The sequence below is a fragment of the Peribacillus sp. NPDC006672 genome (genome assembly GCF_050274955.1).
Taxonomy (GTDB): Bacteria; Bacillota; Bacilli; order Bacillales; family DSM-1321; genus Peribacillus.
This window is the reverse complement of sequence record NZ_JBNNOR010000003.1, coordinates 65,944-89,377: the sequence shown is the minus strand read 5'-3', so window position 1 is coordinate 89,377 and position 23,434 is coordinate 65,944. Positions and strand designations below refer to the sequence as shown.

19 protein-coding genes are annotated in these 23,434 nt (G+C 41.9%); 2 read left to right on the top strand and 17 right to left on the bottom strand.

The genetic code is table 11. The features are described from left to right. Window positions 1-109: 109 nt before the first annotated feature. From rpmE to ACQKKK_RS06310, 7 genes are all read right to left on the bottom strand, one after another. Window positions 110-310 (bottom strand): 50S ribosomal protein L31, encoded by a 201-nt coding sequence (rpmE, locus tag ACQKKK_RS06340; RefSeq protein WP_053348458.1) that lies wholly within the window; start codon window positions 308-310, stop codon window positions 110-112. 149 nt (window positions 311-459) lie between these two features. After that, the gene (gene rho / locus ACQKKK_RS06335) at window positions 460-1,749 is read right to left on the bottom strand and encodes a transcription termination factor Rho (protein WP_034315849.1); all 1,290 of its coding nucleotides are present in this window, start codon (window positions 1,747-1,749) and stop codon (window positions 460-462) included. A 326-nt stretch (window positions 1,750-2,075) separates the two neighbouring features. After that, a complete protein-coding gene (gene glpX / locus ACQKKK_RS06330) occupies window positions 2,076-3,038 on the bottom strand; it encodes a class II fructose-bisphosphatase (RefSeq protein ID WP_427614934.1) in 963 nt (320 codons plus the stop codon). Between the two features lie 99 nt (window positions 3,039-3,137). Further along, complete coding sequence (locus ACQKKK_RS06325) at window positions 3,138-4,421, bottom strand: UDP-N-acetylglucosamine 1-carboxyvinyltransferase (RefSeq protein ID WP_427614932.1); 1,284 nt, start codon at window positions 4,419-4,421, stop codon at window positions 3,138-3,140. A 208-nt stretch (window positions 4,422-4,629) separates the two neighbouring features. Then, entirely contained in the window at window positions 4,630-5,280 is a 651-nt protein-coding gene (gene fsa / locus ACQKKK_RS06320) for a fructose-6-phosphate aldolase (RefSeq protein ID WP_427614930.1), read from the bottom strand. A gap of 148 nt (window positions 5,281-5,428) precedes the next feature. Then, the gene (locus ACQKKK_RS06315; RefSeq protein ID WP_427614928.1) at window positions 5,429-6,286 is read right to left on the bottom strand and encodes a class II fructose-bisphosphate aldolase; all 858 of its coding nucleotides are present in this window, start codon (window positions 6,284-6,286) and stop codon (window positions 5,429-5,431) included. 246 nt (window positions 6,287-6,532) lie between these two features. Next, window positions 6,533-6,904 (bottom strand): response regulator, encoded by a 372-nt coding sequence (locus ACQKKK_RS06310; protein ID WP_061465740.1) that lies wholly within the window; start codon window positions 6,902-6,904, stop codon window positions 6,533-6,535. 315 nt (window positions 6,905-7,219) lie between these two features. On the opposite strand from ACQKKK_RS06310, the gene ACQKKK_RS06305 reads away from it, so the two are divergent. Continuing rightward, complete coding sequence (locus ACQKKK_RS06305) at window positions 7,220-7,750, top strand: DUF2529 domain-containing protein (protein ID WP_427614927.1); 531 nt, start codon at window positions 7,220-7,222, stop codon at window positions 7,748-7,750. Between the two features lie 207 nt (window positions 7,751-7,957). Here the strand turns inward: ACQKKK_RS06305 and ACQKKK_RS06300 are convergent, their stop codons facing one another. The 10 genes from ACQKKK_RS06300 to ACQKKK_RS06255 all read right to left on the bottom strand — a co-directional run bounded on the left by ACQKKK_RS06300 (window position 7,958) and on the right by ACQKKK_RS06255 (window position 21,855). After that, window positions 7,958-9,565 carry a CTP synthase gene (locus tag ACQKKK_RS06300; protein WP_427614926.1) on the bottom strand — a complete coding sequence of 536 codons (1,608 nt, stop codon included), beginning with the start codon at window positions 9,563-9,565 and terminating at the stop codon, window positions 7,958-7,960. A 411-nt stretch (window positions 9,566-9,976) separates the two neighbouring features. Beyond that, window positions 9,977-10,558 (bottom strand): DNA-directed RNA polymerase subunit delta, encoded by a 582-nt coding sequence (gene rpoE / locus ACQKKK_RS06295; protein ID WP_427614924.1) that lies wholly within the window; start codon window positions 10,556-10,558, stop codon window positions 9,977-9,979. Window positions 10,559-10,772: 214 nt separating this feature from the next. Then, entirely contained in the window at window positions 10,773-10,934 is a 162-nt protein-coding gene (locus ACQKKK_RS06290; RefSeq protein WP_427614922.1) for a hypothetical protein, read from the bottom strand. A 137-nt stretch (window positions 10,935-11,071) separates the two neighbouring features. Further along, window positions 11,072-14,338: a fused isobutyryl-CoA mutase/GTPase IcmF gene (gene icmF / locus ACQKKK_RS06285; RefSeq protein ID WP_427614920.1), complete on the bottom strand. Its 3,267-nt coding sequence runs from the start codon at window positions 14,336-14,338 to the stop codon at window positions 11,072-11,074. A 30-nt stretch (window positions 14,339-14,368) separates the two neighbouring features. Continuing rightward, a complete protein-coding gene (locus ACQKKK_RS06280; protein ID WP_061465749.1) occupies window positions 14,369-15,001 on the bottom strand; it encodes a TetR/AcrR family transcriptional regulator in 633 nt (210 codons plus the stop codon). A gap of 115 nt (window positions 15,002-15,116) precedes the next feature. Next, window positions 15,117-16,256, bottom strand: coding sequence for an acyl-CoA dehydrogenase (locus ACQKKK_RS06275; protein ID WP_427614918.1), 1,140 nt, complete (start codon window positions 16,254-16,256; stop codon window positions 15,117-15,119). A gap of 26 nt (window positions 16,257-16,282) precedes the next feature. Continuing rightward, window positions 16,283-17,419, bottom strand: coding sequence for an acyl-CoA dehydrogenase (locus ACQKKK_RS06270; protein ID WP_427614917.1), 1,137 nt, complete (start codon window positions 17,417-17,419; stop codon window positions 16,283-16,285). 31 nt (window positions 17,420-17,450) lie between these two features. Further along, entirely contained in the window at window positions 17,451-18,308 is an 858-nt protein-coding gene (locus ACQKKK_RS06265; RefSeq protein ID WP_427614915.1) for a 3-hydroxybutyryl-CoA dehydrogenase, read from the bottom strand. Between the two features lie 31 nt (window positions 18,309-18,339). Further along, window positions 18,340-19,530, bottom strand: a complete 1,191-nt coding sequence (locus ACQKKK_RS06260; RefSeq protein ID WP_427615294.1) for an acetyl-CoA C-acetyltransferase — start codon at window positions 19,528-19,530, stop codon at window positions 18,340-18,342. Window positions 19,531-19,725: 195 nt separating this feature from the next. Further along, window positions 19,726-21,855, bottom strand: coding sequence for a (Fe-S)-binding protein (locus tag ACQKKK_RS06255; RefSeq protein ID WP_427615293.1), 2,130 nt, complete (start codon window positions 21,853-21,855; stop codon window positions 19,726-19,728). 354 nt (window positions 21,856-22,209) lie between these two features. Between ACQKKK_RS06255 and cls the strand changes: the two genes are divergently transcribed. After that, complete coding sequence (gene cls, locus ACQKKK_RS06250) at window positions 22,210-23,412, top strand: cardiolipin synthase (RefSeq protein ID WP_427614913.1); 1,203 nt, start codon at window positions 22,210-22,212, stop codon at window positions 23,410-23,412. Window positions 23,413-23,434 lie beyond the last annotated feature (22 nt).

Here is a 23,434-nt window from a genome sequence, read left to right as displayed (position 1 = left end):
ATCCCTTAGCCATAATTGAAGTGGACCCGGCTTTATATAAATTCTTACTTGTTTACAGAAAATAAAAAACAGGCAAGAAAAATACTTGCCTGTTTTTAAAAAGTTCGGCTTATTTAATACCGTATTTTTTGTTGAAACGATCAACACGTCCGCCAGCTTCAGCGAATTTTTGACGACCAGTATAGAATGGATGGCACTCTGAACAAGTCTCAACTTTGATCTCTTCTTTAACTGAACCAGTTTCAAAAGTGTTTCCGCAAGAGCAAGATACTTTTGAAAGTTTATAATTTGGATGAATTCCAGTTTTCATTCTTTTCAGCTCCTTCTGCCCTGAATCATTCGAAACAGAGTTATATACTTCAAGGTGAGGTAAAAGCACCCTCACATTTATTGTAAAAACACATGAACCCATTATAGCAACTTAAGACTAGTTGTGCAACAGTTTGTTTCTTTCACTGTTTAAGAACGTTTAACGCTCGCTGGTCCCTTTTTCATTTCTGACATCTCTTCATCCAACTTACTGAAAAACTCTTCATTACCTTTTGTCTGTTTTAGACGGCGAAGGAATTTCTCTGAGAAATCAGGTGAATCTGACATCGTTTTCCTAATAGCCCATAATTTATCCAGGCGATCTTTCGGAATTAACAATTCTTCTTTACGAGTGCCTGAGCGACGGATATCGATTGCCGGGAAAATACGTCTTTCGGCAAGGGCACGATCTAAATGCAGTTCCATATTACCCGTACCTTTAAATTCCTCATAAATGACATCGTCCATTCTCGAACCCGTGTCTACCAATGCTGTAGCAAGGATCGTCAAGCTGCCGCCTTCCTCGATATTCCTCGCCGCACCGAAAAAGCGTTTTGGACGATGGAATGCAGCAGGGTCAATCCCTCCGGATAGTGTACGCCCGCTCGGGGGAATGACAAGGTTATAAGCACGGGCAAGTCGGGTAATGCTGTCCATTAAAATGATGACATCCCGTTTATGCTCCACAAGGCGCATAGCTCTTTCCAAAACTAGCTCTGCCACCTTTATATGGTTTTCAGGCACTTCATCGAACGTTGAACTTACCACGTCTCCAGCAACAGAGCGTTCAATGTCCGTCACTTCTTCCGGGCGTTCATCGATCAATAGCACAATCAATTCCGATTCAGGATGGTTCGTGGTTATCGCATTGGCAATTTCTTTGATAAGCATCGTTTTACCAGCTTTTGGCGGTGCGACAATCAGACCACGCTGTCCAAAACCGACCGGTGCCAGGACATCCATAATTCTAGTTGATAAGTTCTTCGGTGTCGTTTCCAGTTTAATTTGCCTGTTTGGATACAGCGGTGTTAAACCTGGAAAATGAACACGCTCCTTAGCCGATTCCGGATTATCGCCATTGACAGCTTCAACATGCAGCAATCCATAATAGCGCTCGTTTTCTTTTGGAGGTCTTACCTTACCGGACACTTTATCTCCATTTCGCAAATCGAATCTGCGGATCTGTGAAGCAGAAATATAAATATCCTCCGAGCTTGGAGAATAATTAATTGGACGCAAGAAACCGAAGCCCTCAGAAGGGATAATCTCTAAAACGCCCTCCATGAATAGGAGACCATCCTGCTCAGCTTGTGCTTTCAGGATAGCGAAAATAAGTTCCTTTTTTGAAAGTTTGCTGTAATAGGAAACTTTATATTCACGCGCGTGCTCATAGAGATCCTTTAGTTTCATGTTTTCTAAATTAGAAATAGTTAAATTCATTATGACACCACACTTTTATTAATTAAACGTTTTCACCCATACTGAAAAAGAAATGGTTTGTTAGATGGAAGAAAAACCGCAATCCATGTACCCGACCAGAGTTTTCTTAGAAAGGATGATACATTTTTACATGTAAAGAAGAAAATTATTTGAAGGCTTCTTGAAGTTTGGAGTGAAAGGGCAGATTTTATATATATAAATCAATTAATAGTAAACCAAGCTTTATTTTACTTTTTTTATTTTAATTATTCAACTTAAATTTTTAAAAAGAGAAAGCGAGCGATGAAACCGCTCGCTTTTTAGCCGATCTTTTCTAAAAAACGTTCTTAGTCAATCAAACCATTCGGTTTAATTTTAAGACTGTGACGTCCATCAATGAAACGAACGGTACCAGATTTAGCACGCATGACTACGGATTGTGTTTCGCCGTAATTTCCTTTAAATTGTACACCGCGTAGAAGTTCTCCATCAGTCACACCTGTTGCAGCAAAAATTGCGTCATCTCCGCGAACAAGGTCTTCCATCCTGAGGACTCTGCCTAAATCAAGGCCCATTTTTCCACAGCGTTCCACTTCTTCATCACTTTGAGGAATAAGTTTACCTTGAATTTCTCCTCCGAGGCATTTCAAGGCAACAGCCGCAATAACTCCCTCTGGAGCTCCGCCAGATCCGAATAAGATGTCAACACCGGTAAGATCGAAGGCCGTATTGATGGCACCTGCTACATCTCCATCGTTGATCAACTTGATGCGTGCCCCTGCCTCACGAAGTTCGTGAATGATCTTCGAATGACGATCACGATTCAAAACTGTTGCGACTACGTCTTGGATATCTTTATTTTTTGCCTTGGCTACCGCTTTCAGGTTGTCCAACACAGAAGCATTGATATCAATCTGACCAACAGCCTCGGGACCAACGGCTATTTTATCCATATACATATCCGGGGCATGAAGCAAGTTCCCCTTATCTGCTATCGCCAATACAGCCAATGCATTCCAGCCGCCAGATGCAACGATGTTCGTTCCTTCCAAAGGATCAACTGCAACATCCACTAGTGGCCCAAGGCCAGTACCAAGCTTTTCACCAATATAAAGCATTGGCGCTTCATCCATTTCCCCTTCACCGATTACAACCGTTCCTTGCATGGGTATTGTATTGAAAACATCCCTCATTGCAGTTGTTGCTGCATCATCTGCTTCGTCTTTCATTCCTCTTCCCATCCAACGAGCAGAATTTAGTGCCGCCGCTTCTGTTACGCGAACAAGCTCCATCGATAAACTTCTTTCCATTTCCGGTTCCCCCTCATGTACACTATCATGATTTATTTATATATTAGTATAACACATTATATCATATATAGTAACACAATGGGGTAACAAGAAAAGGGATCAGCTTTTAAGCTGCTCCACTTCTTCTTGCGTCATTTCTTCACGCCAAATCGTTGCTCCCAAACCTGAAAGTTTTTCAACAAGATGGCTATATCCGCGATCTATATGTTCAAGCCCGGTCACTTCGGTAATCCCTTCAGCCATTAAACCGGCAATTACCAGAGCTGCTCCGGCACGTAAATCACTTGCCTTCACTTTTGCTCCATGGAGTTGGACAGGACCATCAATGATGCCTGCTCTGCCCTCGACTTTGATCTTCGCATTCATGCGTCGCAGTTCATCAATATGCTTAAATCGTGCCCCGTATATCGTATCGGTCACCATGCTAGAACCGCTTGCTTTTGTTAAGAGCGAAGTGAAGGGCTGCTGAAGATCTGTGGGAAATCCGGGATAAACCAGCGTCTTGATATCAACGGATTTATACTTTTCTCCTGGTGAGACAAAAATCTGATCATCACCGGCTTCAATATTAATTCCCATTTCCCTCATTTTGGCAGTCAATGACTCCAAATGCTGGGGGATGACATTATCGATCAAGATTCCTTCACCGACTGCAGCGGCTAAAATCATGAAAGTCCCGGCTTCAATCCGATCTGGTATGATCGTATGTTTGCACCCATGCAAACTTTCCACACCATCAATACGAATGATATCCGTTCCGGCACCCTTGATTTTCGCTCCCATGTTGGTCAGCAATGTGGCAACATCGATGATTTCTGGTTCTTTCGCAGCATTTTCAATTACCGTGCGGCCTTTGGCCAAAACGGCGGCAAGCATAATATTGATCGTTGCCCCTACACTGACGACGTCCAAATAAATGCGTGCCCCCCTTAGCTCGTCCGCCCTAAGGTAAATGGCTCCTTGTTCATTCGTCACTTGTGCGCCTAGTGCTTCGAACCCCTTTATATGCTGATCTATTGGGCGAGGACCTAAATGGCAGCCCCCAGGCAAGCCAATCACTGCCTTTTTGAATTTACCAAGCATTGCCCCCATTAAATAATACGAGGCACGTAGCTTCTTAACTCTTCCATTGGGAAGAGGCATTGAAATCATCCTGCTGGGATTCACTGTCATTTCCCCATCATCGAATGAAACCTCACCGCCAATTTCCTTCATTAACTCTTTCAGCATCTGTACATCCGAGATATCAGGCAGGCCTTCAATCGTTACAGGAGAGTCCGCCAAAATTGTTGCAGGGATAAGGGCAACCGCACTATTTTTTGCTCCGCTGACACGAATGCTTCCCTTTAAAGGATAGCCACCGGCAATTTTAAGTTTTTCCATAATATACTCCCTTCCACGCTAAGCACTTAGATGCTACTTTCGAAAAGTAATATTTTACCACAAGAAAATTGCATAATCCGACATCATTCACTATCTGTTCCTTAGTTTACACAAAATTATAAAATTCATGTAAAAAAAGATAAAAATTTCTAATTTATGTTAACTTTATCCAAAATGGTGCAATCTATAGCGACTTAGCGGCAAGGCATTATGCTTCAGTACGAGAATTCCAATCCTTCAAGAAAGCTTCAATCCCTTTGTCCGTTAATGGGTGGTGGAATAATTGCATTAAAACTTTATAAGGAATCGTTGCAATATGTGCCCCTTTAAGAGCCGCTTCTGTAATATGCATCGGGTGGCGGATAGAAGCTGCAATGATCTCAGCATCGATATCATGGATCGCAAATATGTCAGCAATATCCGATATTAAATCCAAACCATTTTGGCCAATGTCATCCAAGCGTCCTAAAAATGGCGATACATAAGTTGCCCCAGCCCTAGCTGCCAATAATGCTTGGTTGGCACTGAAAATAAGGGTGACGTTTGTTTTGACACCTTGTTTTGTAAGAGCTGCAACAGCCTTCAAACCGTCTGGAGTCATTGGTACCTTAATCGTGATATTAGGTGCAATTGCAACTAGTTCCTTGGCTTCAGCCATCATTCCTTCAAAATCAAGCGCAATGACTTCTGCAGAAACGGATTCCTTAACAAGGCTTGTGATTTCTTTGAGGCGGTCATGGAAAGAAACTCCCTTTTCTCTTGCAACAAGGGATGGGTTAGTCGTAACTCCGGCTAAAACACCAAGTTCGTGTGCTTGTTTGATTTCTTCCATGTTTGCTGTATCTATAAAGAATTTCATAAAATATCCTCCGTATGTAATCGATTTTTTCTATGCATCTGAATTCTAATTGTTCAAAAAATAGAGCTCGGATTCCAGCCTGCATCTAAAAGAAACCATTAGGGGGGAGCCCCCCAATGGAAATATCATTTATGTCATCTTTTGATATTTAGGCTTTACCGTTTGAACCGAATTCACGCATTTTGCCGATGACAGTTTCTTTAATCGCTTCACGGCCAGGTACCATGTATTTACGTGGATCGTATACTTCAGCATCGTTATTCAGAATTTCACGAACGGCTTTTGTGAACACAATTTGATTTTCCGTATTCACATTGATTTTTGATGTTCCAAGAGAAATCGCTTTTTGGATATCTTTCGTAGGAATGCCTGTACCACCATGAAGAACAAGAGGTTTGTTAGTTAAATCCCGTACTTCTTCCATTTCTTTATAGCCTAGGTTAGGTTCACCTTTGTATGGTCCGTGAACGGATCCCAACGCTGGAGCAAAACAATCGACATTCGTTTCTTTAACTAACTGTTCACATTCTTGAGGATCTGCATATACGACTCCATCAGCGATTATATCATCTTCTTGTCCGCCAACTGTGCCCACTTCCGCTTCAACAGAGACATTACGTGCGTGAGCGAATTCGACAACCTTCTTGGTTGTTTCGATATTCTCTTCAATCGGGTGGTGTGAAGCATCGATCATTACTGAGGTGAATCCAGCTTCGATAGCCTCTTTACATTTATCAAAACTTGAACCATGGTCAAGGTGAATGGCCACAGGAACAGTGATTTTCATGTCTTCCAACAATCCTTGAACCATCATGACAGTCGTTTTAAAACCACCCATATGACGGGCAGCCCCTTCAGAAACACCAAGAATGACTGGAGATTTTTCTTGTTCTGCAGCAGCTAAAATAGCTTGAGTCCATTCCAGGTTATTGATATTGAATTGACCTACTGCATATTTTTCATCAAGAGCTTTATTCAGCATATCTTTCATAGAAACTAAAGGCATTTGATTTCCTCCTACTAGTGGATGTAATATTTTAAAGTTAATTCTTTCTAGATATTCCCTAAAACCAAAGTAGCATACGCTTATAAATCAGAATATCTCTCTTCTTTTAGCATATCAATACATCAAAAAAACAGCAACAAATACACTATATCGTACCTCAAGTTTTATTCCAAAAAAACAACGGCCCATCTTAAAAAAGATAGCCGCAGCAATTCTTTAGTCAAAAATATTAAATTTTCAAGACCATTAACTTGACTGAATCGGTAAATATTCACGAACGGCTTTTCTAATATCATCTATATCAAACGGCTTTGCAAAGTGGGTCATTGCACCTAAATCCTTTGCTTCTTGAATCATATCGAGTTCACCATATGCGGTCATGATTATGACCCGGATGTCCGGATCGACCACTTTCATCCTCTTCAAGATCTCAATGCCATCCATTCCCGGAATCTTCATATCCAGCAATACAAGATCTGGTGAATGATTATTTAGAACTTCCAGGGCTTGAATGCCATTTGCGGCCTGAAATGTTTCATACCCTTCTTTATGTAAAACCTCGTTCAATAAAATACGAATCCCAAATTGATCATCAACTATTAATATTTTACCTGACATTTTATCACCTCTCCCTTTCCCGATTCATTAAATTAAAATGTATTAGCCTAGTCGGCCATTTACCCGAAAAAGGGTAGTTACATAGGTTGCGTCAAATTACTTGAAGTCCAACGCATTTATTCATTCATGATTTCTATGTTCATATTCGATAATTGTAACAAAATTCCTGCTGTATAGCTAAAAGGATTTTTAATTTTTTTGTTTTTTCGACCGATTTAGTAAATTCAACCCTTTGGGGCAAAAGCCCTGAAGCCTGTCAATGCAAGGGGAAGTCCTTTATAATAAAGATATAATTTTTTAAAGGAGTCTCTAATCATGTTAAAAATTTTCTCGACACAGATAAGCGGTTTATTTAAAAAAATGATTGAAAATGAAGCCTTTGAAATGGAGGATGCCGGCCGCCTGCTGGCTCAGGCGGCGGTTGGGGATGGCTCAGTGTTCATTCACGGTTTTGGTGAAATGCAGGGCGTCACGGCGGAGGCTTTGGATGGGGCAGAACCCTTTCCTAAGGCAAAAAGATATGAATTGGGAGAAACTATGTCCAGGGAAGATCGATTTCTTATATTCACTCGCCATTCGGATGATATTGAAGCATTGATTCTGGCAAAACAACTAAAGAAAAATGATATACCATTTGTTGCGGTTTCTACATCCGTTCCTTCTAAAGATGATTCCCTTCTAGAGTTGGCAGACGTACATATAGACTTACGTATCCAACGAGGATTGATTCCCGATGAAACTGGAAATCGATATGGGTACCCTACCCTCATTGCCGCTCTTTTCGCTTATTATGGGATTAAATTCACTCTTGAAGAAATCATAAAAGAATATGAAGATGAAGAATGATAAATTATCTTAAATAAAAAAACAGCCACATGGGCTGTTTCAGAGTGTAGACAAACCCCTTTTCCCAAGAATCGTTGGAGCAAAAGGGGTTTCTTTATCTTTTAATTAGCCTATTTAGTTGTGACTATGAAAGAAGGTCACAACATCTTGTTGCTAACTTTTTATAAAAAACAGCTGTCGACTTTGTCGACAACTGTTTTTTATTTATTAAAGTTTTTTGCTGCTCTTTAAAGACATACCGACAAAGTCACGGAATAGCGGCTGTGGACGGTTAGGGCGTGACGTGAATTCCGGATGGAATTGGGAAGCCACAAACCAAGGATGATCTTTCAATTCAACAATTTCAACCAGACGGCCATCTGGGCTTGTACCGGAGAAGACGAATCCTGCCTCTTCCATAGCCTGACGGTAGTGGTTATTGAACTCATAACGGTGACGGTGACGTTCATAAACAACCTCGTCATTATACGCTTCGTATGCTTTAGTTCCTTCGATAAGCTTACACGGATACAGACCAAGACGCAGTGTACCACCCAAATCTTCTACATCCTTTTGCTCAGGAAGAAGATCGATGATTGGATCTGGAGTATCCTCTTTAATTTCAGCTGAATGTGCTTCTGGCAATCCTAGGACGTTGCGTGCATATTCAATGGATGCCAACTGCATGCCTAAACAGATTCCGAAGAACGGTGTTTTTGTCGTGCGGGCAAACTCGGTCGCTGCAATTTTCCCTTCGATTCCACGATCTCCAAAGCCACCAGGGACAAGGATTCCATCTGCATCTTTAAGAAGTTCAGCAACATTTTCTTTTGTTACATCTTCAGAATTCACCCAGTCGATTTCAACATCTGCATCAAATGCATAACCTGCATGCTTAAGTGCTTCCACAACAGAAAGATAAGCATCTTGCAATTCAACATATTTTCCGACTAGAGCGATTTTCGTTTTCTTTGATAAAGAAGTTACCTTTTTGACAAGTTCCTTCCAATCTTCCATATCCGCTTCGCCACAGTCTAATTTCAAGTGATCACAAACGATTTGGTCCATATTTTGTGCTTGAAGCGCAAGAGGGATGGAGTAAAGTGTATCCGCATCAAGACATTCGATGACAGAATTTTTATCGATATCGCAGAATAAAGCGATTTTATCCTTCATATCTTGTGAAATTGGGCTTTCTGTACGTGCAACGATGATATTCGGCTGAATGCCAAGACTGCGTAATTCTTTTACACTATGCTGTGTCGGTTTTGTTTTCATTTCACCAGCAGCTTTGATGTAAGGGACCAGTGTACAGTGGATATACATAACATTATTGACCCCGATGTCACTTTTAATTTGGCGAATCGCTTCAAGGAACGGAAGTGACTCGATATCCCCTACAGTACCACCAATTTCAGTGATGACTATATCGGCATTCGTTTCATTACCTGAACGGAAAACCCGTTCCTTAATTTCATTCGTGATATGGGGAATGACTTGAACTGTTCCACCTAAATAATCACCACGGCGTTCTTTTCTCAGGACGGTTGAATAAATTTTACCTGTAGTCACATTGCTGTGTTTACCAAGGTTGATATCAATAAAACGCTCATAATGCCCAAGATCCAAATCCGTTTCAGCACCATCATCGGTTACAAACACTTCACCATGTTGATATGGACTCATCGTACCAGGATCCAAGTTGATATAAGGGTCAAACTTCTGAATCGTAACATTCAATCCCCTATTTTTTAAAAGTCTACCTAAAGAAGCTGCAGTTATCCCTTTTCCTAAGGAAGAAACTACTCCACCTGTCACAAAAATATATTTTGTCATCTTATATCCTCCTATAGAATGTTTTCTTCGAATGCCGTTCTTCACATCATTTGATCAGAACCTGCATCAAATCTTCCGCTACACAAGCGGTTAAAGCTATAAACCGTAAATCAGTGCAAACCATTAATCACTTAAAGGTCTTTAGTGAGAGTCATGCAGGATACATGAACAAGAATAAATTTCCTTAAATGACAGTTAACATAAATATGTTCTCTATAGTTTTTACAATTCTACGAGAAATCATTTTTAAAAATAAAAAAATGATGTCATTTATTCATTCCATCATTAAAAACAAAAACGCTCCGCTTACAATAAAAGTAAGGGAGCGATATAATTTAATCATTGTGTCCTTTTTTAAGGAGCCCAAAAATGATTCTACAAATTTCGCCTCAAAAAGTCAAGGGCGATTATTTATTTGTTATTCTCTTCTTCCAACACTTCTTCGTCTTCATCTTCGTCCTCATCATCTTCCAGGTCAAATGCTTCATCTTCAATTATTTCTTCTTCCAGATCGTCCTCATCATCCACGTCATCATCCAAAAGCACTTCTTCAATAACTGGAGAACCTAGAATATCATCATCGTCGTCGTCTTCATCCTCGTCCAGATCATCGACATCTTCTTCAAAGTCAAGATCTTCGTCTTCAAGTTCATCGAAATCGTCGATAACGACAGCAGCCTTTTTAGCTTTCTTTTTCTTTTTAGGTTTTACAACATGCACGACTTCTTCTTCGATTTGGTCAACTGGATACCATGTTTTCAATCCCCAGCGGTTGTCTCCAAGTGAAGTGAAGCGGCCATCCACATTTAAATCCGTATAGAATTGTGCAATTTTCTTTGCCACTTCCGCTTTAGATAAGTGGTGCAGCGAAGCCAATTCGCTTATTAAGTCTTTAAATGGAATCGGTTCATTTCTTTCCACCAACAAATCATATGCCATCTCTATTAAGGACATTTCCAATAATTGCTCTTTTGAGTGTTCTTTTAAACTCAAATTCCGCACTTCCCTTCTCTATTCAAACACTGAATTCCGTGTTTTTTCACATAAAAAAATAATCTAAAACAGTATTTCGATAAAATAACGACAATTCCTGCTAGACATATACTCCATTATAAACAATCTAAATGGGTTTATGCTAGTTCTATCTGATACTTTCACAGATTTACCTTAATGTCTATCTTTCACGGGAACCCTTAAGCAGAAAAAATCATCCACTTTCTTTTTTCGATTTCTGACGATAGGCTGCAGTAAAAAAGACAATAGTCAGGATAAAAAAAGAGATGGCACCCAATTGATGCTCATACAACTCAATTAAAATAATGATGGCAAGAATGTAACCTATGATTTTCCCAATCATTTTCAGGTTCATTTTCTCAACTCCAATAGGGCTGATTCTTCATTTATGCCCCTTTTCCAAATAATTATAAGGTAAAATCTTCATTTTGTTAAAAAAGACGGAAATTATTTAAAAAAGGGGCCCCTAAAAATCGGAGCCCACTTCTTACTCTACATATTTCTTCGATACTGACCGCCTACATCATATAGTGCCCTGGTTATCTGGCCAAGACTGGCCACTCTCACACAGTTCATGAGTTCAGCAAAGATATTTTCCCCATTCATGGCTGCCAATTTCAGTTTAGTTAGCGCTTCATCCGTGAACTCCTTATTTCTTTCCTGGAATGCCCAGAGATTTGTGATTTGCCCTTCTTTTTCTTCCTTTGTTGCACGGGCAATTTCCATGCTGTTCACAGCTTCCTCGGAAGGAGGGTTGGGGTTCAAATACGTATTGACCCCAATGATCGGCAATTCGCCCGTATGCTTTTTCATTTCGTAATGCATGGATTCATCCTGGATTTTCCCGCGCTGATACTGTGTCTCCATAGCACCCAACACTCCGCCTCGATCATTGATCCGATCGAACTCTTGCAGTACAGCTTCTTCAACCAGATCCGTCAATTCCTCAACGATAAAGGCACCTTGCATCGGGTTTTCATTTTTTGAAAGCCCATGCTCCTTTGTAATGATCATTTGTATGGCCATTGCCCGCCGTACGGATTCTTCAGTAGGCGTCGTGATGGCTTCATCGTACGCATTAGTATGCAGCGAGTTACAGTTGTCCTGTAGTGCCATTAAAGCCTGCAGTGTCGTTCTAATATCATTAAAATCAATTTCTTGCGCATGAAGGGAGCGCCCTGAAGTCTGTATATGGTATTTCAGCTTCTGGCTACGGTCATTCGCACCATATTTATCCCGCATGACGGTCGCCCAGATCCTTCTTGCCACCCTTCCGATAACCGTATATTCCGGGTCGAGCCCATTTGAGAAGAAGAACGACAAATTCGGGGCAAAGTCATCAATATTCATTCCGCGACTTAAATAATATTCGATGTAAGTAAAGCCATTCGCTAATGTAAAAGCCAGCTGTGAAATGGGATTGGCACCCGCTTCAGCAATGTGATAGCCAGAAATAGATACAGAGTAGTAGTTCCTGACTTTCCGATCAATGAAATATGCTTGAATATCCCCCATTAACCTTAAGGCAAATTCCGTAGAGAAGATGCAAGTATTCTGGCCTTGGTCCTCTTTCAGAATATCTGCTTGAACGGTTCCGCGTACCGTTTGAAGAGTATAAGCCTGCACTTCTTCAGCTTCGGCATCCGTAAGGGGGCGGCCTAGCTCTTCTTCTTTCCGTTGAATCTGCTGGTCGACTGCCGTATTCATATACATGGCCAAAATGATCGGTGCCGGTCCATTGATGGTCATGGAAACAGAGGTTGAGGGGTGACAAAGGTCAAAGCCTGCATAAAGCTTTTTCATGTCATCCAACGTACAGATACTGACTCCGCTTTCCCCTACCTTTCCATAGATATCAGGCCGATGATCAGGATCCTCGCCATATAAAGTTACAGAATCGAAAGCCGTACTTAGCCGTTTAGCATTATCATCCTTTGACAAATAATGAAAACGCCTGTTGGTTCGGTCGGGCGATCCTTCACCGGCAAACTGCCGCTTCGGGTCTTCTCCTTCACGCTTGAATGGAAAGACTCCCGCTGTGTAAGGAAAGAAGCCGGGAACGTTCTCACGGAATACCCATCCTAAGATTTCTCCATAATCAACATATTTAGGCAATGATACTCTCGGAATCATTAAGCCTGATAAACTTTTAGTTTTCAGCTTTGTGACAATTTCCTTATCCCTGACTCTCGTTACAAACTGCTCCCCTGCATACTTTTCTTTTAAATCCATCCATCCAGAAAGGATTTTTTTAGATTCAGGGGATAAATTTGAGGCGGTTTCATTTTTTAAATTTTCTAAAGAGGCCACAATGCCTTCGTTATTATCATTTTCCTTAACTGCTTCAATAGCTCCTTCAAGCTGGAAAAGCCTACGGGCAATGCGTACTTGTTCAGCCGCACGTTTATGATACGATCTGACCGTATCACTGATTTCACGTAAATAATAACGGCGATCGGTTGGAATGATGACATTTTGCTTATAAACATCCGCTTCTTTCGAAAAGGCAGTAATCCAACCCGTCCCTGATTTTTCATTAAGCTTTTCAATCAGTGCTGCGAATAATGCATTTGTTCCTGGGTCATTGAATTGGGAAGCTATTGTACCGTATACCGGCATTTCCGATGGATCTTGATCAAAAAGCGTACGGCTTCTTTGATATTGTTTTTGAACTTGGTTTTTTGCATCCTCGGAGCCTTTACGCTCATATTTGTTAATGACTATCAAGTCTGCGTAATCAATCATATCGATTTTTTCGAGTTGTGAAGGCGCACCGAATTCACTCGTCATTACATACATGGATACATCGCATATTTCGGCAATTTCTGCATCTCCCTGACCAATTCCGCTCGTTTCAACGATGATTAGATCGAAGCCAGCTGCTTTCACGACTGAAATGGCATCTTTTATCGCCAAAGACAACTCACTTTTTGAATGACGCGTGGCTAGGCTCCTCATATAAACACGCTCTGAAAAAATCGCATTCATTCTAATCCTGTCACCTAACAAGGCACCGCCTGTTTTTTGTTTGGTCGGGTCGACAGATAGAATGGCGACTTTCTCGTCTGGAATTTCGTTAATGAACCTCCGTATCAATTCATCAGTCAACGAACTTTTTCCAGCGCCGCCCGTCCCTGTAATCCCAAGAACAGGAACCTTCTTTTCGGAAGTCTTGATCTGCTCAAAAAGACTCTCTACCGCTGCCGCAGATTCCTTGGAAGCGTCGAGTCTATTTTCAGCAAAGGTAATAAATTGGGCAATGGCATTTGTTCCCCCTGCAATCAATTCATCAAAGCGTTCCTGCAAAGATGGTTTGACAGTCGAGAAATCACACTCCTCCATCAATACATTTATCATGCCTTGAAGCCCATATTCCCGCCCTTCATCAGGAGAAAAGATGCGGGCAATCCCATAATCATGGAGTTCTTTGATTTCCTTCGGGATGATGACACCGCCACCTCCGGCAAAAATCCGAATGTGCTCGGCCCCCTTTTCTTTCAGCAGGTCATACATATATTTAAAATATTCCACATGACCGCCTTGGTAAGATGACATGGCTATTCCCTGAACATCTTCCTGGATGGCAGCATTCACGATCTCCTCCACCGAACGATTATGTCCTAAGTGAATTACTTCCGCCCCGCTGGACTGAAGGATTCTCCTCATTATATTTATAGATGCATCATGTCCATCAAATAAACTCGAAGCTGTAACGAATCTGATATGATTCTTCGGTTTATATACCTCAACTGTACTCATTTAGCTCCTCCTTATTGAAACGTTTTTATATCAGAGACTTTTCTGAAGCGATACATTTTGAATCAATAATTGCGTCTGCAGTTCAACATACTCTTGAAGCGTGTAATTTTTATGCAAAGCCCATCTTCTGAAACTCCACATCTGTCCCTGAACAAAAATGTTATGTGAAACAAGGCTTATTTGTTTTTCCGTCAACAATAGCTCCCCATTCTCGACACACTTCGTTATGACCTTTTCGAACATGCCCACCATCCGGATTTCTTTGTTCAGAACATAAGGTAAAGCATCTTTCGTCAGAGCTTTCACTTCCTGATACATGACCAGCACTTCGTCCTGCATTTCATCCATCACTTTATAAAAGTAAGCGATCGTCAGCTTCAAACTTTCAAGTGTCCCATCGCTCTGTTCTATTTCTTTTTGAAGCTTTTCCTGGACTTCATCGTAGATAAAGTCACAGACGAGATATAATATATCTTCCTTGGTCCGGATATACTCGTATAACGTGCCAATACTGAAGCCAGCGGCTTTGGCAATTTCCCTGGTAGTCGTTCGATGAAATCCCTTTTCCTTAAAAAGGGTCACCGCCCCTTTAATCATTTGTGTACGCCTTTTTTCAACCAGCCGCTCATCCTTTACCGATGCAAGAACTTCTCTTTTTTCCATGTTCAAACCCCTTTTGGAAAGCCCATCAATTAATTACCAAAGACATACTTTCGAAGAAATTGAAAAGGGTATTCCGGTAAGGACGATGCCTCATCGGAAAACCTCGATTTCAATACTATTTAGTAATCATCCGTGAGATGACCAGCTTTTGAATTTCCTGTGTACCTTCGTAGATCTGGGTTATTTTCGCATCACGCATATACCGCTCTACTGGGTAATCTTTTGTATAACCATAACCACCGAAAACCTGCACGGCTTCTGTAGTCACTTTCATCGCTGTATCTCCAGCGAAAAGTTTGGACATGGCCGACTCTTTTCCATAAGGCAGGCCCGCTGATTCCAACCAGGCAGCTTGATAGGTTAATAGTCTGGAAGCCTCAACACCCGTTGCCATATCCGCCAATTTAAAACCGATTCCTTGCTGTGCAGAAATTGGCTTGCCGAATTGGACACGCTCTTTTGCATAGTCAACTGCGGCATCCAATGCCCCCTGGGCTATGCCTACGGCCTGGGCAGCAATTCCGTTCCGGCCTCCATCAAGCGTCATCATCGCAATTTTAAAGCCTTCTCCTTCATTTCCAAGAAGATTTTCTTTAGGCACACGGCACTCTTCAAAGATGATTTCCGTGGTCGGCGAGGAACGGATTCCCAGCTTCTTCTCTTTTTTGCCAACGCTAAAACCTGGGAAGTCCTTTTCAATGATAAAGGCACTCGTTCCTTTTTGTTTCGATTCAGGATCTGTCAATGCAAAGACGACATATGTATCAGCAATCCCGCCGTTCGTAATGAAGATTTTCGAACCGCTGATAATATATTCATCACCTACAAGCTTTGCAGACGTTCTCATACCGCCTGCGTCTGAACCCGAGCTAGGTTCAGTAAGGCCGTATGCACCGATTTTTTCCCCCAGTGCCATCGGGCGAAGGTATTTTTGTTTTTGCTCTTCAGAACCAAATTTATATATTGGCCACCCTGCAAGCGAAGTATGGGCTGATAGAGTCACTCCAGTAGAAGCGCAAACGCGGGAAAGTTCCTCAATCGCAATGCAATACGCTAAGTAATCGCTTCCAATTCCGCCGTATTCCTCTGGCCATGGAATCCCTGTCAGTCCAAGTTCAGCCATTTTATCAAAAATCTCACGGTCAAATCGTTCTTCTTCATCCCTCTCGGCAGCTGTCGGAGCCACTTCATTCTGAGCAAAGTTGCGTACCATCTTTCTAATCATTTCATGTTCTTCAGTTAGTTTAAATTGCATGACCATGTCCCCCGTCTTTTTTGTATTTATAGACTCTTACTGATGACCATTCTCTGGATTTCACTTGTTCCCTCATAAATTTCGGTTACCTTTGCATCCCTGAAATAGCGCTCGACCGGATATTCTGTTGTATACCCGTAGCCTCCGAACACTTGGACTGCTTCTATCGTCACCTCGACAGACGTCCTCGAAGCAAATAGCTTAGCCATGGCCGCTTCTTTACCGCACTTCAATCCATTTGAGCGTAAATACGCCGCCCGATAGACCAGTAGCCTTGAAGCTTCTATGCCTGTTGCCATTTCGGACAGTTTGAAACCAATCCCCTGTTGTGCTGCAATGGGTTTGCCAAATTGAACCCTGTCTTTTGCATATTGGACAGCATGTTCCATGGCGCCTTCTGCAATTCCCAGAGCTTGAGAAGCAATGCCGATTCTTCCAGCATCCAAGTTGGCCATTGCAATTTTAAAGCCTTCACCTTCTTTGCCTAAGAGATTGGCAGCAGGCACTTTCATATCCTCGAACGTCACCTGTACGGTGCTCGATCCATGAAGGCCCATTTTACGTTCATCTTTACCGATGATTAAACCTGGCGTCCCTTTTTCTACGATAAAAGCAGAGATTCCCTTGCTTCCCTTTTGAGGGTCGGTTGAAGCAAAAACAATAAACACATCCGCTTCCCCGCCATTGGTGATAAAAACCTTGGACCCATTTATTCGATATTCTCCGTCTTCCTTTACTGCCACTGCCTTGGACTTCAAGCTCGCGGCATCTGAACCCGAGCTTTGCTCAGTTAAGCAAAAGGCGCCCAGATATTCACCAGCGGCTAACTTAGGCACATATCTTTGCTTCTGCTCTTCCGTTCCAAAATAAACGATTGGATTTGTGCCAACAGAAGTATGAACGGACAGTATGACACCAAGAGTTGGACTTACTTTGGAAATCTCATTGATGGCGATGATATACGACATGAAATCCATACCTGCGCCACCGTATTTTTCTGGAATAGGGATTCCCATCAAACCAAGCCCACCCATTTTTTGCAGGATCGTTTTTGGAAACACTCCCCTTTCCATTGTCTCGATATGAGGTGTAATCTCATTTTCTGCAAAATTGCTTACCATCTTCCGCATCATTTCCTGTTCTTCGGTAAACTTGAAATCCATTCCTTCACTCCTCCCTAGCTGCAAATGCTTTCTATGATTGGTTATATTCGTAAAATCCACGTCCTGATTTCTTGCCAAGCCACCCTGCTTTCACATATTTCCTTAACAGCGGACACGGTCGGTATTTATCGTCTCCCAGCCCTTGGTGAAGGGTTTCCATTATGTATAAGCATGTATCGAGCCCAATGAAGTCAGCTAGCGTAAGCGGACCCATGGGATGGTTCATTCCCAACTTCATTACATCGTCAATTGCCTCTTTAGTAGCGACACCCTCATAAAGTGTATAGATGGCCTCATTGATCATCGGCATCAAAATCCGATTCGCTACAAAACCTGGAAAATCATTGACTTCCACCGGTACCTTGTTCAAAGATTCAGCCATCTTTTCAACCTCTTTATAAACTTCATCCGATGTAGCAAGGCCACGGATGATCTCAACCAGCTTCATGACTGGAACGGGGTTCATAAAATGCATGCCAATTACCTTTTCCGGCCTATTCGTGGCAGCGGCTATCTCAGTAATCGGAAGTGAAGAAGTATTGGATGCAAGAATGACATGTTGTGGCGTGATTTCATCCAACTCGGCAAATATTTTTGTTTTTATTTCCATATTTTCCACCGCTGCTTCAATCACTAAATCAACAGCAGCTGCATTTTTTAAATCTGTAGATGAAGTCAAACGGGAAAGGATCGCATCTTTATCCCCGGGTTCCATTTTCCCTTTTTCTACTTGACGGGAAAGGTTCTTGGTAATTGTCCCTAATCCCTTTTCTACATATTCTTCTTTTAAATCGTGTAAAAGAACTTCATAACCGCTCATTGCACAAACCTGGGCGATGCCAGATCCCATCTGCCCCGCACCAATGACCATCACTTTTTGAATGCTCATGAAAACCCCTCCTCATTTATCTATGAAACTATCATCCTTGCTTTGGCACTTCGATTAAAATGGCATCTCCCTGCCCGCCTCCACTACAGATCGCTGCGATGCCCAATCCACCTCCGCGGCGTTTCAATTCATGCATCAGCGTAATGATGATGCGGGCACCACTTGCCCCGATTGGGTGACCTAATGCTACAGCACCGCCGTTAACATTCACTTTTCCAGGCTCGATGTTGGCAATTTTCCCACTGGCGAGTGCAACCGCTGCAAATGCTTCGTTCACTTCAAATAAATCAATCTCCTCTATCGATTTACCTGCCTTCTTCAGGATTTCATTTATGACCAAACCTGGTGTTTTAGGGAAGTCCTTTGCCTCCACTGCCACTTCTGCATGAGCTACAATATAGGCAAAAGGTGTTTTCCCTTCTTTTTCCGCACGCTCCTCACTCATCAATACGAGTGCTCCTGCCCCATCATTGACGCCTGGTGCATTACCTGCCGTAATGGTTCCCTCATTATTAAAAGCGGGACCTAATTTAGCTAACTTCCCGGCAGATGTATCTTTTCTTGGGCCTTCATCATGTTCGATGGTAATTGGTTCTCCTTTTCGCACCGGCACCTGTACGGCAATGATTTCTTCTGCAAGAATACCGCCATCGATTGCTTTTATCGCTTTTTGATGACTCTCGTAAGCCCAGCTATCCTGTTCCTCACGGGTGATTTCAAGATCTTCGGCAGTACTGTTTCCGTAAGTGCCCATATGAACGCCTGTAAAGCTGCAACTAAGTCCATCCGAAATCATGGTATCCTTAAGTTGGGCATCCCCCATCCTTAGGCCCCACCTTGCTTTCGGAAGAATATAAGGCGCATTGCTCATCGATTCCATTCCTCCGGCAACAATGATTTCTTCTTCACCTAAGCGAATGATCTGATCAGCCAATGTAACACTGCGAAGCCCTGATGCGCATACTTTATTAATGGTTTCCGTTTTTACTTCCCAAGGCATTCCAGCATGACGTGCTGCCTGTCGTGACGGTATTTGGCCTTGGCCCGCTTGAAGTACATTCCCCATGATGACCTCGTCTACTTGCCCGCCTTCAACCCCTGCCCGATCAAGTGCCTCTTTGATTGCTATTCCACCAAGCTGTGATGCTGTCAAACTGCTAAGGCCACCGCCAAATTTACCAAAAGGTGTTCTCACACCACTAATAATCACTGTTTTTGCCATCATTATTTCCCCCTTTAAAAAAAATTGATTGAACGCTCGCTCAATATGAAGTTAAAAAAAAATTGTTTTGTAAGCGCTTAATATCATCTTACATAATTTTCATAAAAATTAAAATATTTAGTTTGTAAATATTAGAAAATTGCCTGCTTCCATTTGGTTCATTCCATATAGAAGAAGCAGGCATTCCGTTTTAAATTAAGATGCAATCGATTTATTTTCACCAATGACCGCTTTTTCGAGCAGTTCAGCTACATCATACGTTTTAACATTTTCCTCAACTTCTTTTGCTTTCGTCCCATCAGATAGCATAGTCAGGCAATAAGGACATCCGGAACTGATCACTGTTGGACTTACGGCTAGTGCTTGTTCAGTACGTGCCACATTGATGCGGTTTCCTGTTTCCTCTTCCATCCACATCAAACCGCCTCCAGCTCCACAGCACATACCTTTTTCACGGTTACGCTCCATCTCAATAAGTTTCACACCGTCAATGGATTGTAAAATTTCACGAGGCGGACTGTATACTTCGTTGTACCTTCCCAAATAACAGGAATCGTGGAATGTAATCGTTTCATTCACTGGATACTGAGGCACCAATCTGCCTTCACTTACAAGTTTGGCTAACAATTCAGTATGGTGATACACTTCAGCTTCCAAGCCAAAATCCGGATACTCATTCTTAAAGATATTGTATGCATGCGGATCGATCGTTACGATTTTCTTGATTTCATTCTTCTGGAATTCTTCTATATTTTTCATGGCAAGCTCCTGAAAAACAAACTCATTTCCCAATCGACGAGGAGTATCCCCTGAGTTTTTCTCCTTATTTCCGAGGATTGCAAATTTGACGCCCGCCTCATTCATTAATTTTGCAAAGGAAAGGGCAATCTTCTGGCTTCGGTTATCGTATGATCCCATTGAACCTACCCAGAATAAATATTCGAATTCCTCGTCTGCCTTTTGTAATTCCTTCACGGTAGGAACGCTGACATCTTCCCGAAGGCTTCTCCAATCTTCTCTCTCTTTACGGTTAAGACCCCACGGGTTTCCTTGACGTTCGATATTCGTCATGGCACGTTGTGCATCTGGATCCAGCCTGCCCTCTGTCAATACCAGATAACGGCGCATATCGATGATTTTGTCGACATGCTCATTCATTACCGGGCATTGATCTTCACAGTTCCGGCAAGTTGTACATGCCCAAAGTTCTTCTTCCGTAATGACTTCGCCAATCAGGCTCGGACTGTATGCTTCGGTCGCTGCAGCTGATTCCTGCGTCCCCTGTGCAGCACTCGCTAGAGCTATCTTATTTCCCTTCGTATTCCCAAAAACAAAAGATGGCACCCATGGCTGCTTCGTTGTAACAGCAGCTCCTGTATTTGTTAAATGGTCACGCATCTTGATGATGATATCCATCGGTGAAAGCATTTTACCGGTACCAGTTGCAGGGCACATATTCGTACAACGCCCGCACTCCACACAGGCATAGAGGTCCACCATTTGATATTGCGTCAAGTCTTCGATATATTTGGCGCCGTAATATTGATTGCCTTCTTTGTCGAAAACCTCTTCTTCCAAATCAACCGGCTTCAATTTTCCCGGATTGTCCAGCCGATTGAGGAATACATTTACCGGACCGGCAATCAAGTGTGCATGTTTAGATTGCGGGATATAAACAAGGAACGATAATATAATCAGTAAATGCAGCCACCAAGCTACATAAAAAACAACTGTTGCTGCTGTTGTTCCCATCCAGCCGAAAAGGAAAGCAATGCTTGATGCGACTGGCTCTGACCAAGTTGCATCGTGTTCATGCCAGATCATTCCCATTCCATTCCCCAGTAACACGGTAATCATGATTCCGGTAATGAAGATGACAACCAATCCTGCTTTGAAACCCCTTTTCAAGCGAACGAGCTTCTCAACATAACGACGGTAAGCCGCCCATAGGATTGCGACAAGAACAGTAAGCGTCACAATTTCCTGGAAGAAAGTAAAGGCCGGATAAACAGGGCCAAACGGTAAATGCCATCCCGGTTTTAAGCCTTTAATGAAGAAGTCCAGCGCCCCAAATTGCACTAAGATGAAGCCATAAAATAACATGGCATGTATGATTCCGCTTTTTTTATCTTTAAAGAGCTTCTTCTGTCCAAATACATAAACCCCTATTTTCACAAGACGATCTTTCACACGGTTATCGAATTCCACTTTTTTGCCAAGTTTTATATAAGCTATACGAGTCCTTACCAAATAGATAAATAAACCCGCGGCGTAAGCGGTTACAATCAGAAACGCAGTTAAGTTGATCCATAGTAAGCCATTCATTTCCATGCAGTCTTTCCCCCTCTGAGTAATTATAAAATGCCAAAAGGTAGCCATTTTAAAAAAATAGAAAATTTGGCACTTTTCTGAAATTTGATTAACTCCATTATATAATGAATGAGCATTCAGTCAACTTTTTTCTTTCTAAAACATATTTGATTTTTCTACACCTTTTTCTACACCTTTTTCTACACCTTTTTCTACACCTTTTTCTACACCTTATTGTATAGTTCGACAATTCCGTTAATTTACCCTTCTGTATTCTAAAAAAAAATGAGGTCCCTTTCTCCGCTTTTTAATGGTTACTAACAGGGAATTTGAGCCAAACTAAATGAAATCATTTAGGGGGGATTTTTTTTGAAGATAATCACTACGATTGCCTCTATATTTTTATTGATCTTCACTTGGTGCTGGGTTGATCTTAAGTTAGGGCATAAGCGTTATATGAAGCAGGCAACCAACATTAAATATCCGCCACGGAACAGTGACATGACTATATTCACATCAGGGAAAATCCTGTTTGATGATTTTATGAAAGAAGTCAAGCGAGCTCAGCATTCCATCCATATCCTTTTTTATATTGTGAAAAATGATAAATTCAGCAAGGACTTTTTGAATTTACTGCAATCAAAAGCGGAAGAGGGCGTGGAAGTGCGACTTTTAGTAGATTGGGTTGGAAGTAAAAAGATTTCCCGTAAAACCATTCAGGAGCTAACTAAAAGCGGAGTTCATTTTTCTTTTAGCTTTAAACCGAAACTTCCTTTCCTTTTCTATACAATACAAAAAAGAAATCACCGAAAAATTACGGTGATAGACGGCAAAATCGGCTATCTTGGGGGCTTTAATATCGGTAAGGAGTATATTAACCAAGGGGAAAAGCTTAACCCTTGGAGGGATTATCATTTGAAAATGACCGGGGAGGGGGTAAGGGACCTGCAGGAAGTCTTCCTCTCGGATTGGTTCTATGATACAAACGAGGATCACAGGGGAACACCTGCCTATTTTCCGACATTGACTCCCGGGTCGCAGGCACATCAGGTTGTTGTCACGAATGGAAGTGATCTTGAACAGTCCTTAACACGCATGATTCAGCAAGCCAATAATAAAATAATCATCGGGACTCCATACTTCATTCCCAGTGAAACTCTATTTCACGAATTAAGGGAGGCCCTTGCACGCAATGTTTCCGTAACGATCATCGTACCCGAAAAATCAGACCATGCCCTTGTCAAAGAAGCTTCCTTTCCCTACTTCAGGGTACTATTAAAAGATGGGGCTGAAATCATGCAATTCCAAAGGGGATTCTACCATTCTAAAGTGATACTTATTGATGATACAATCTGTGATATCGGTACGGCTAACTTTGATAAACGCAGCCTTTTTTTAAATAGTGAAATCAATTGTCTGGTATTTGACCGGACATTTATAGCAGATGCAGAAAAGGAATTGGCGGTGGACCTAGCTGAATCCACGCCATTAAGCGGAGACGCGCTTTCCTCCATGAATGTTGTCCGATCAGCAAAAGAATCGCTGGCCTCCATCCTTTCTCCTTTTCTTTGAAATCCCGCTGTTCAAGGAGAAA

Coding starts and splice junctions, on each gene's coding strand:
- ACQKKK_RS06260 (WP_427615294.1), bottom strand. CDS start 19,530: ATGGCAAAAACAGTGATTATTAGTGGTGTGAGAACACCTTTTGGTAAA.
- ACQKKK_RS06315 (WP_427614928.1), bottom strand. CDS start 6,286: ATGCCTTTAGTTTCTATGAAAGATATGCTGAATAAAGCTCTTGATGAA.
- ACQKKK_RS06305 (WP_427614927.1), top strand. CDS start 7,220: ATGTTAAAAATTTTCTCGACACAGATAAGCGGTTTATTTAAAAAAATG.
- rpmE (WP_053348458.1), bottom strand. CDS start 310: ATGAAAACTGGAATTCATCCAAATTATAAACTTTCAAAAGTATCTTGC.
- ACQKKK_RS06265 (WP_427614915.1), bottom strand. CDS start 18,308: ATGAGCATTCAAAAAGTGATGGTCATTGGTGCGGGGCAGATGGGATCT.
- ACQKKK_RS06325 (WP_427614932.1), bottom strand. CDS start 4,421: ATGGAAAAACTTAAAATTGCCGGTGGCTATCCTTTAAAGGGAAGCATT.
- rho (WP_034315849.1), bottom strand. CDS start 1,749: ATGAATTTAACTATTTCTAATTTAGAAAACATGAAACTAAAGGATCTC.
- fsa (WP_427614930.1), bottom strand. CDS start 5,280: ATGAAATTCTTTATAGATACAGCAAACATGGAAGAAATCAAACAAGCA.
- ACQKKK_RS06255 (WP_427615293.1), bottom strand. CDS start 21,855: ATGAATGGCTTACTATGGATCAACTTAACTGCGTTTCTGATTGTAACC.
- ACQKKK_RS06270 (WP_427614917.1), bottom strand. CDS start 17,419: ATGGATTTCAAGTTTACCGAAGAACAGGAAATGATGCGGAAGATGGTA.
- ACQKKK_RS06300 (WP_427614926.1), bottom strand. CDS start 9,565: ATGACAAAATATATTTTTGTGACAGGTGGAGTAGTTTCTTCCTTAGGA.
- icmF (WP_427614920.1), bottom strand. CDS start 14,338: ATGAGTACAGTTGAGGTATATAAACCGAAGAATCATATCAGATTCGTT.
- glpX (WP_427614934.1), bottom strand. CDS start 3,038: ATGGAAAGAAGTTTATCGATGGAGCTTGTTCGCGTAACAGAAGCGGCG.
- ACQKKK_RS06290 (WP_427614922.1), bottom strand. CDS start 10,934: ATGAACCTGAAAATGATTGGGAAAATCATAGGTTACATTCTTGCCATC.
- ACQKKK_RS06275 (WP_427614918.1), bottom strand. CDS start 16,256: ATGCAATTTAAACTAACTGAAGAACATGAAATGATTAGAAAGATGGTA.
- ACQKKK_RS06310 (WP_061465740.1), bottom strand. CDS start 6,904: ATGTCAGGTAAAATATTAATAGTTGATGATCAATTTGGGATTCGTATT.
- ACQKKK_RS06280 (WP_061465749.1), bottom strand. CDS start 15,001: ATGGAAAAAAGAGAAGTTCTTGCATCGGTAAAGGATGAGCGGCTGGTT.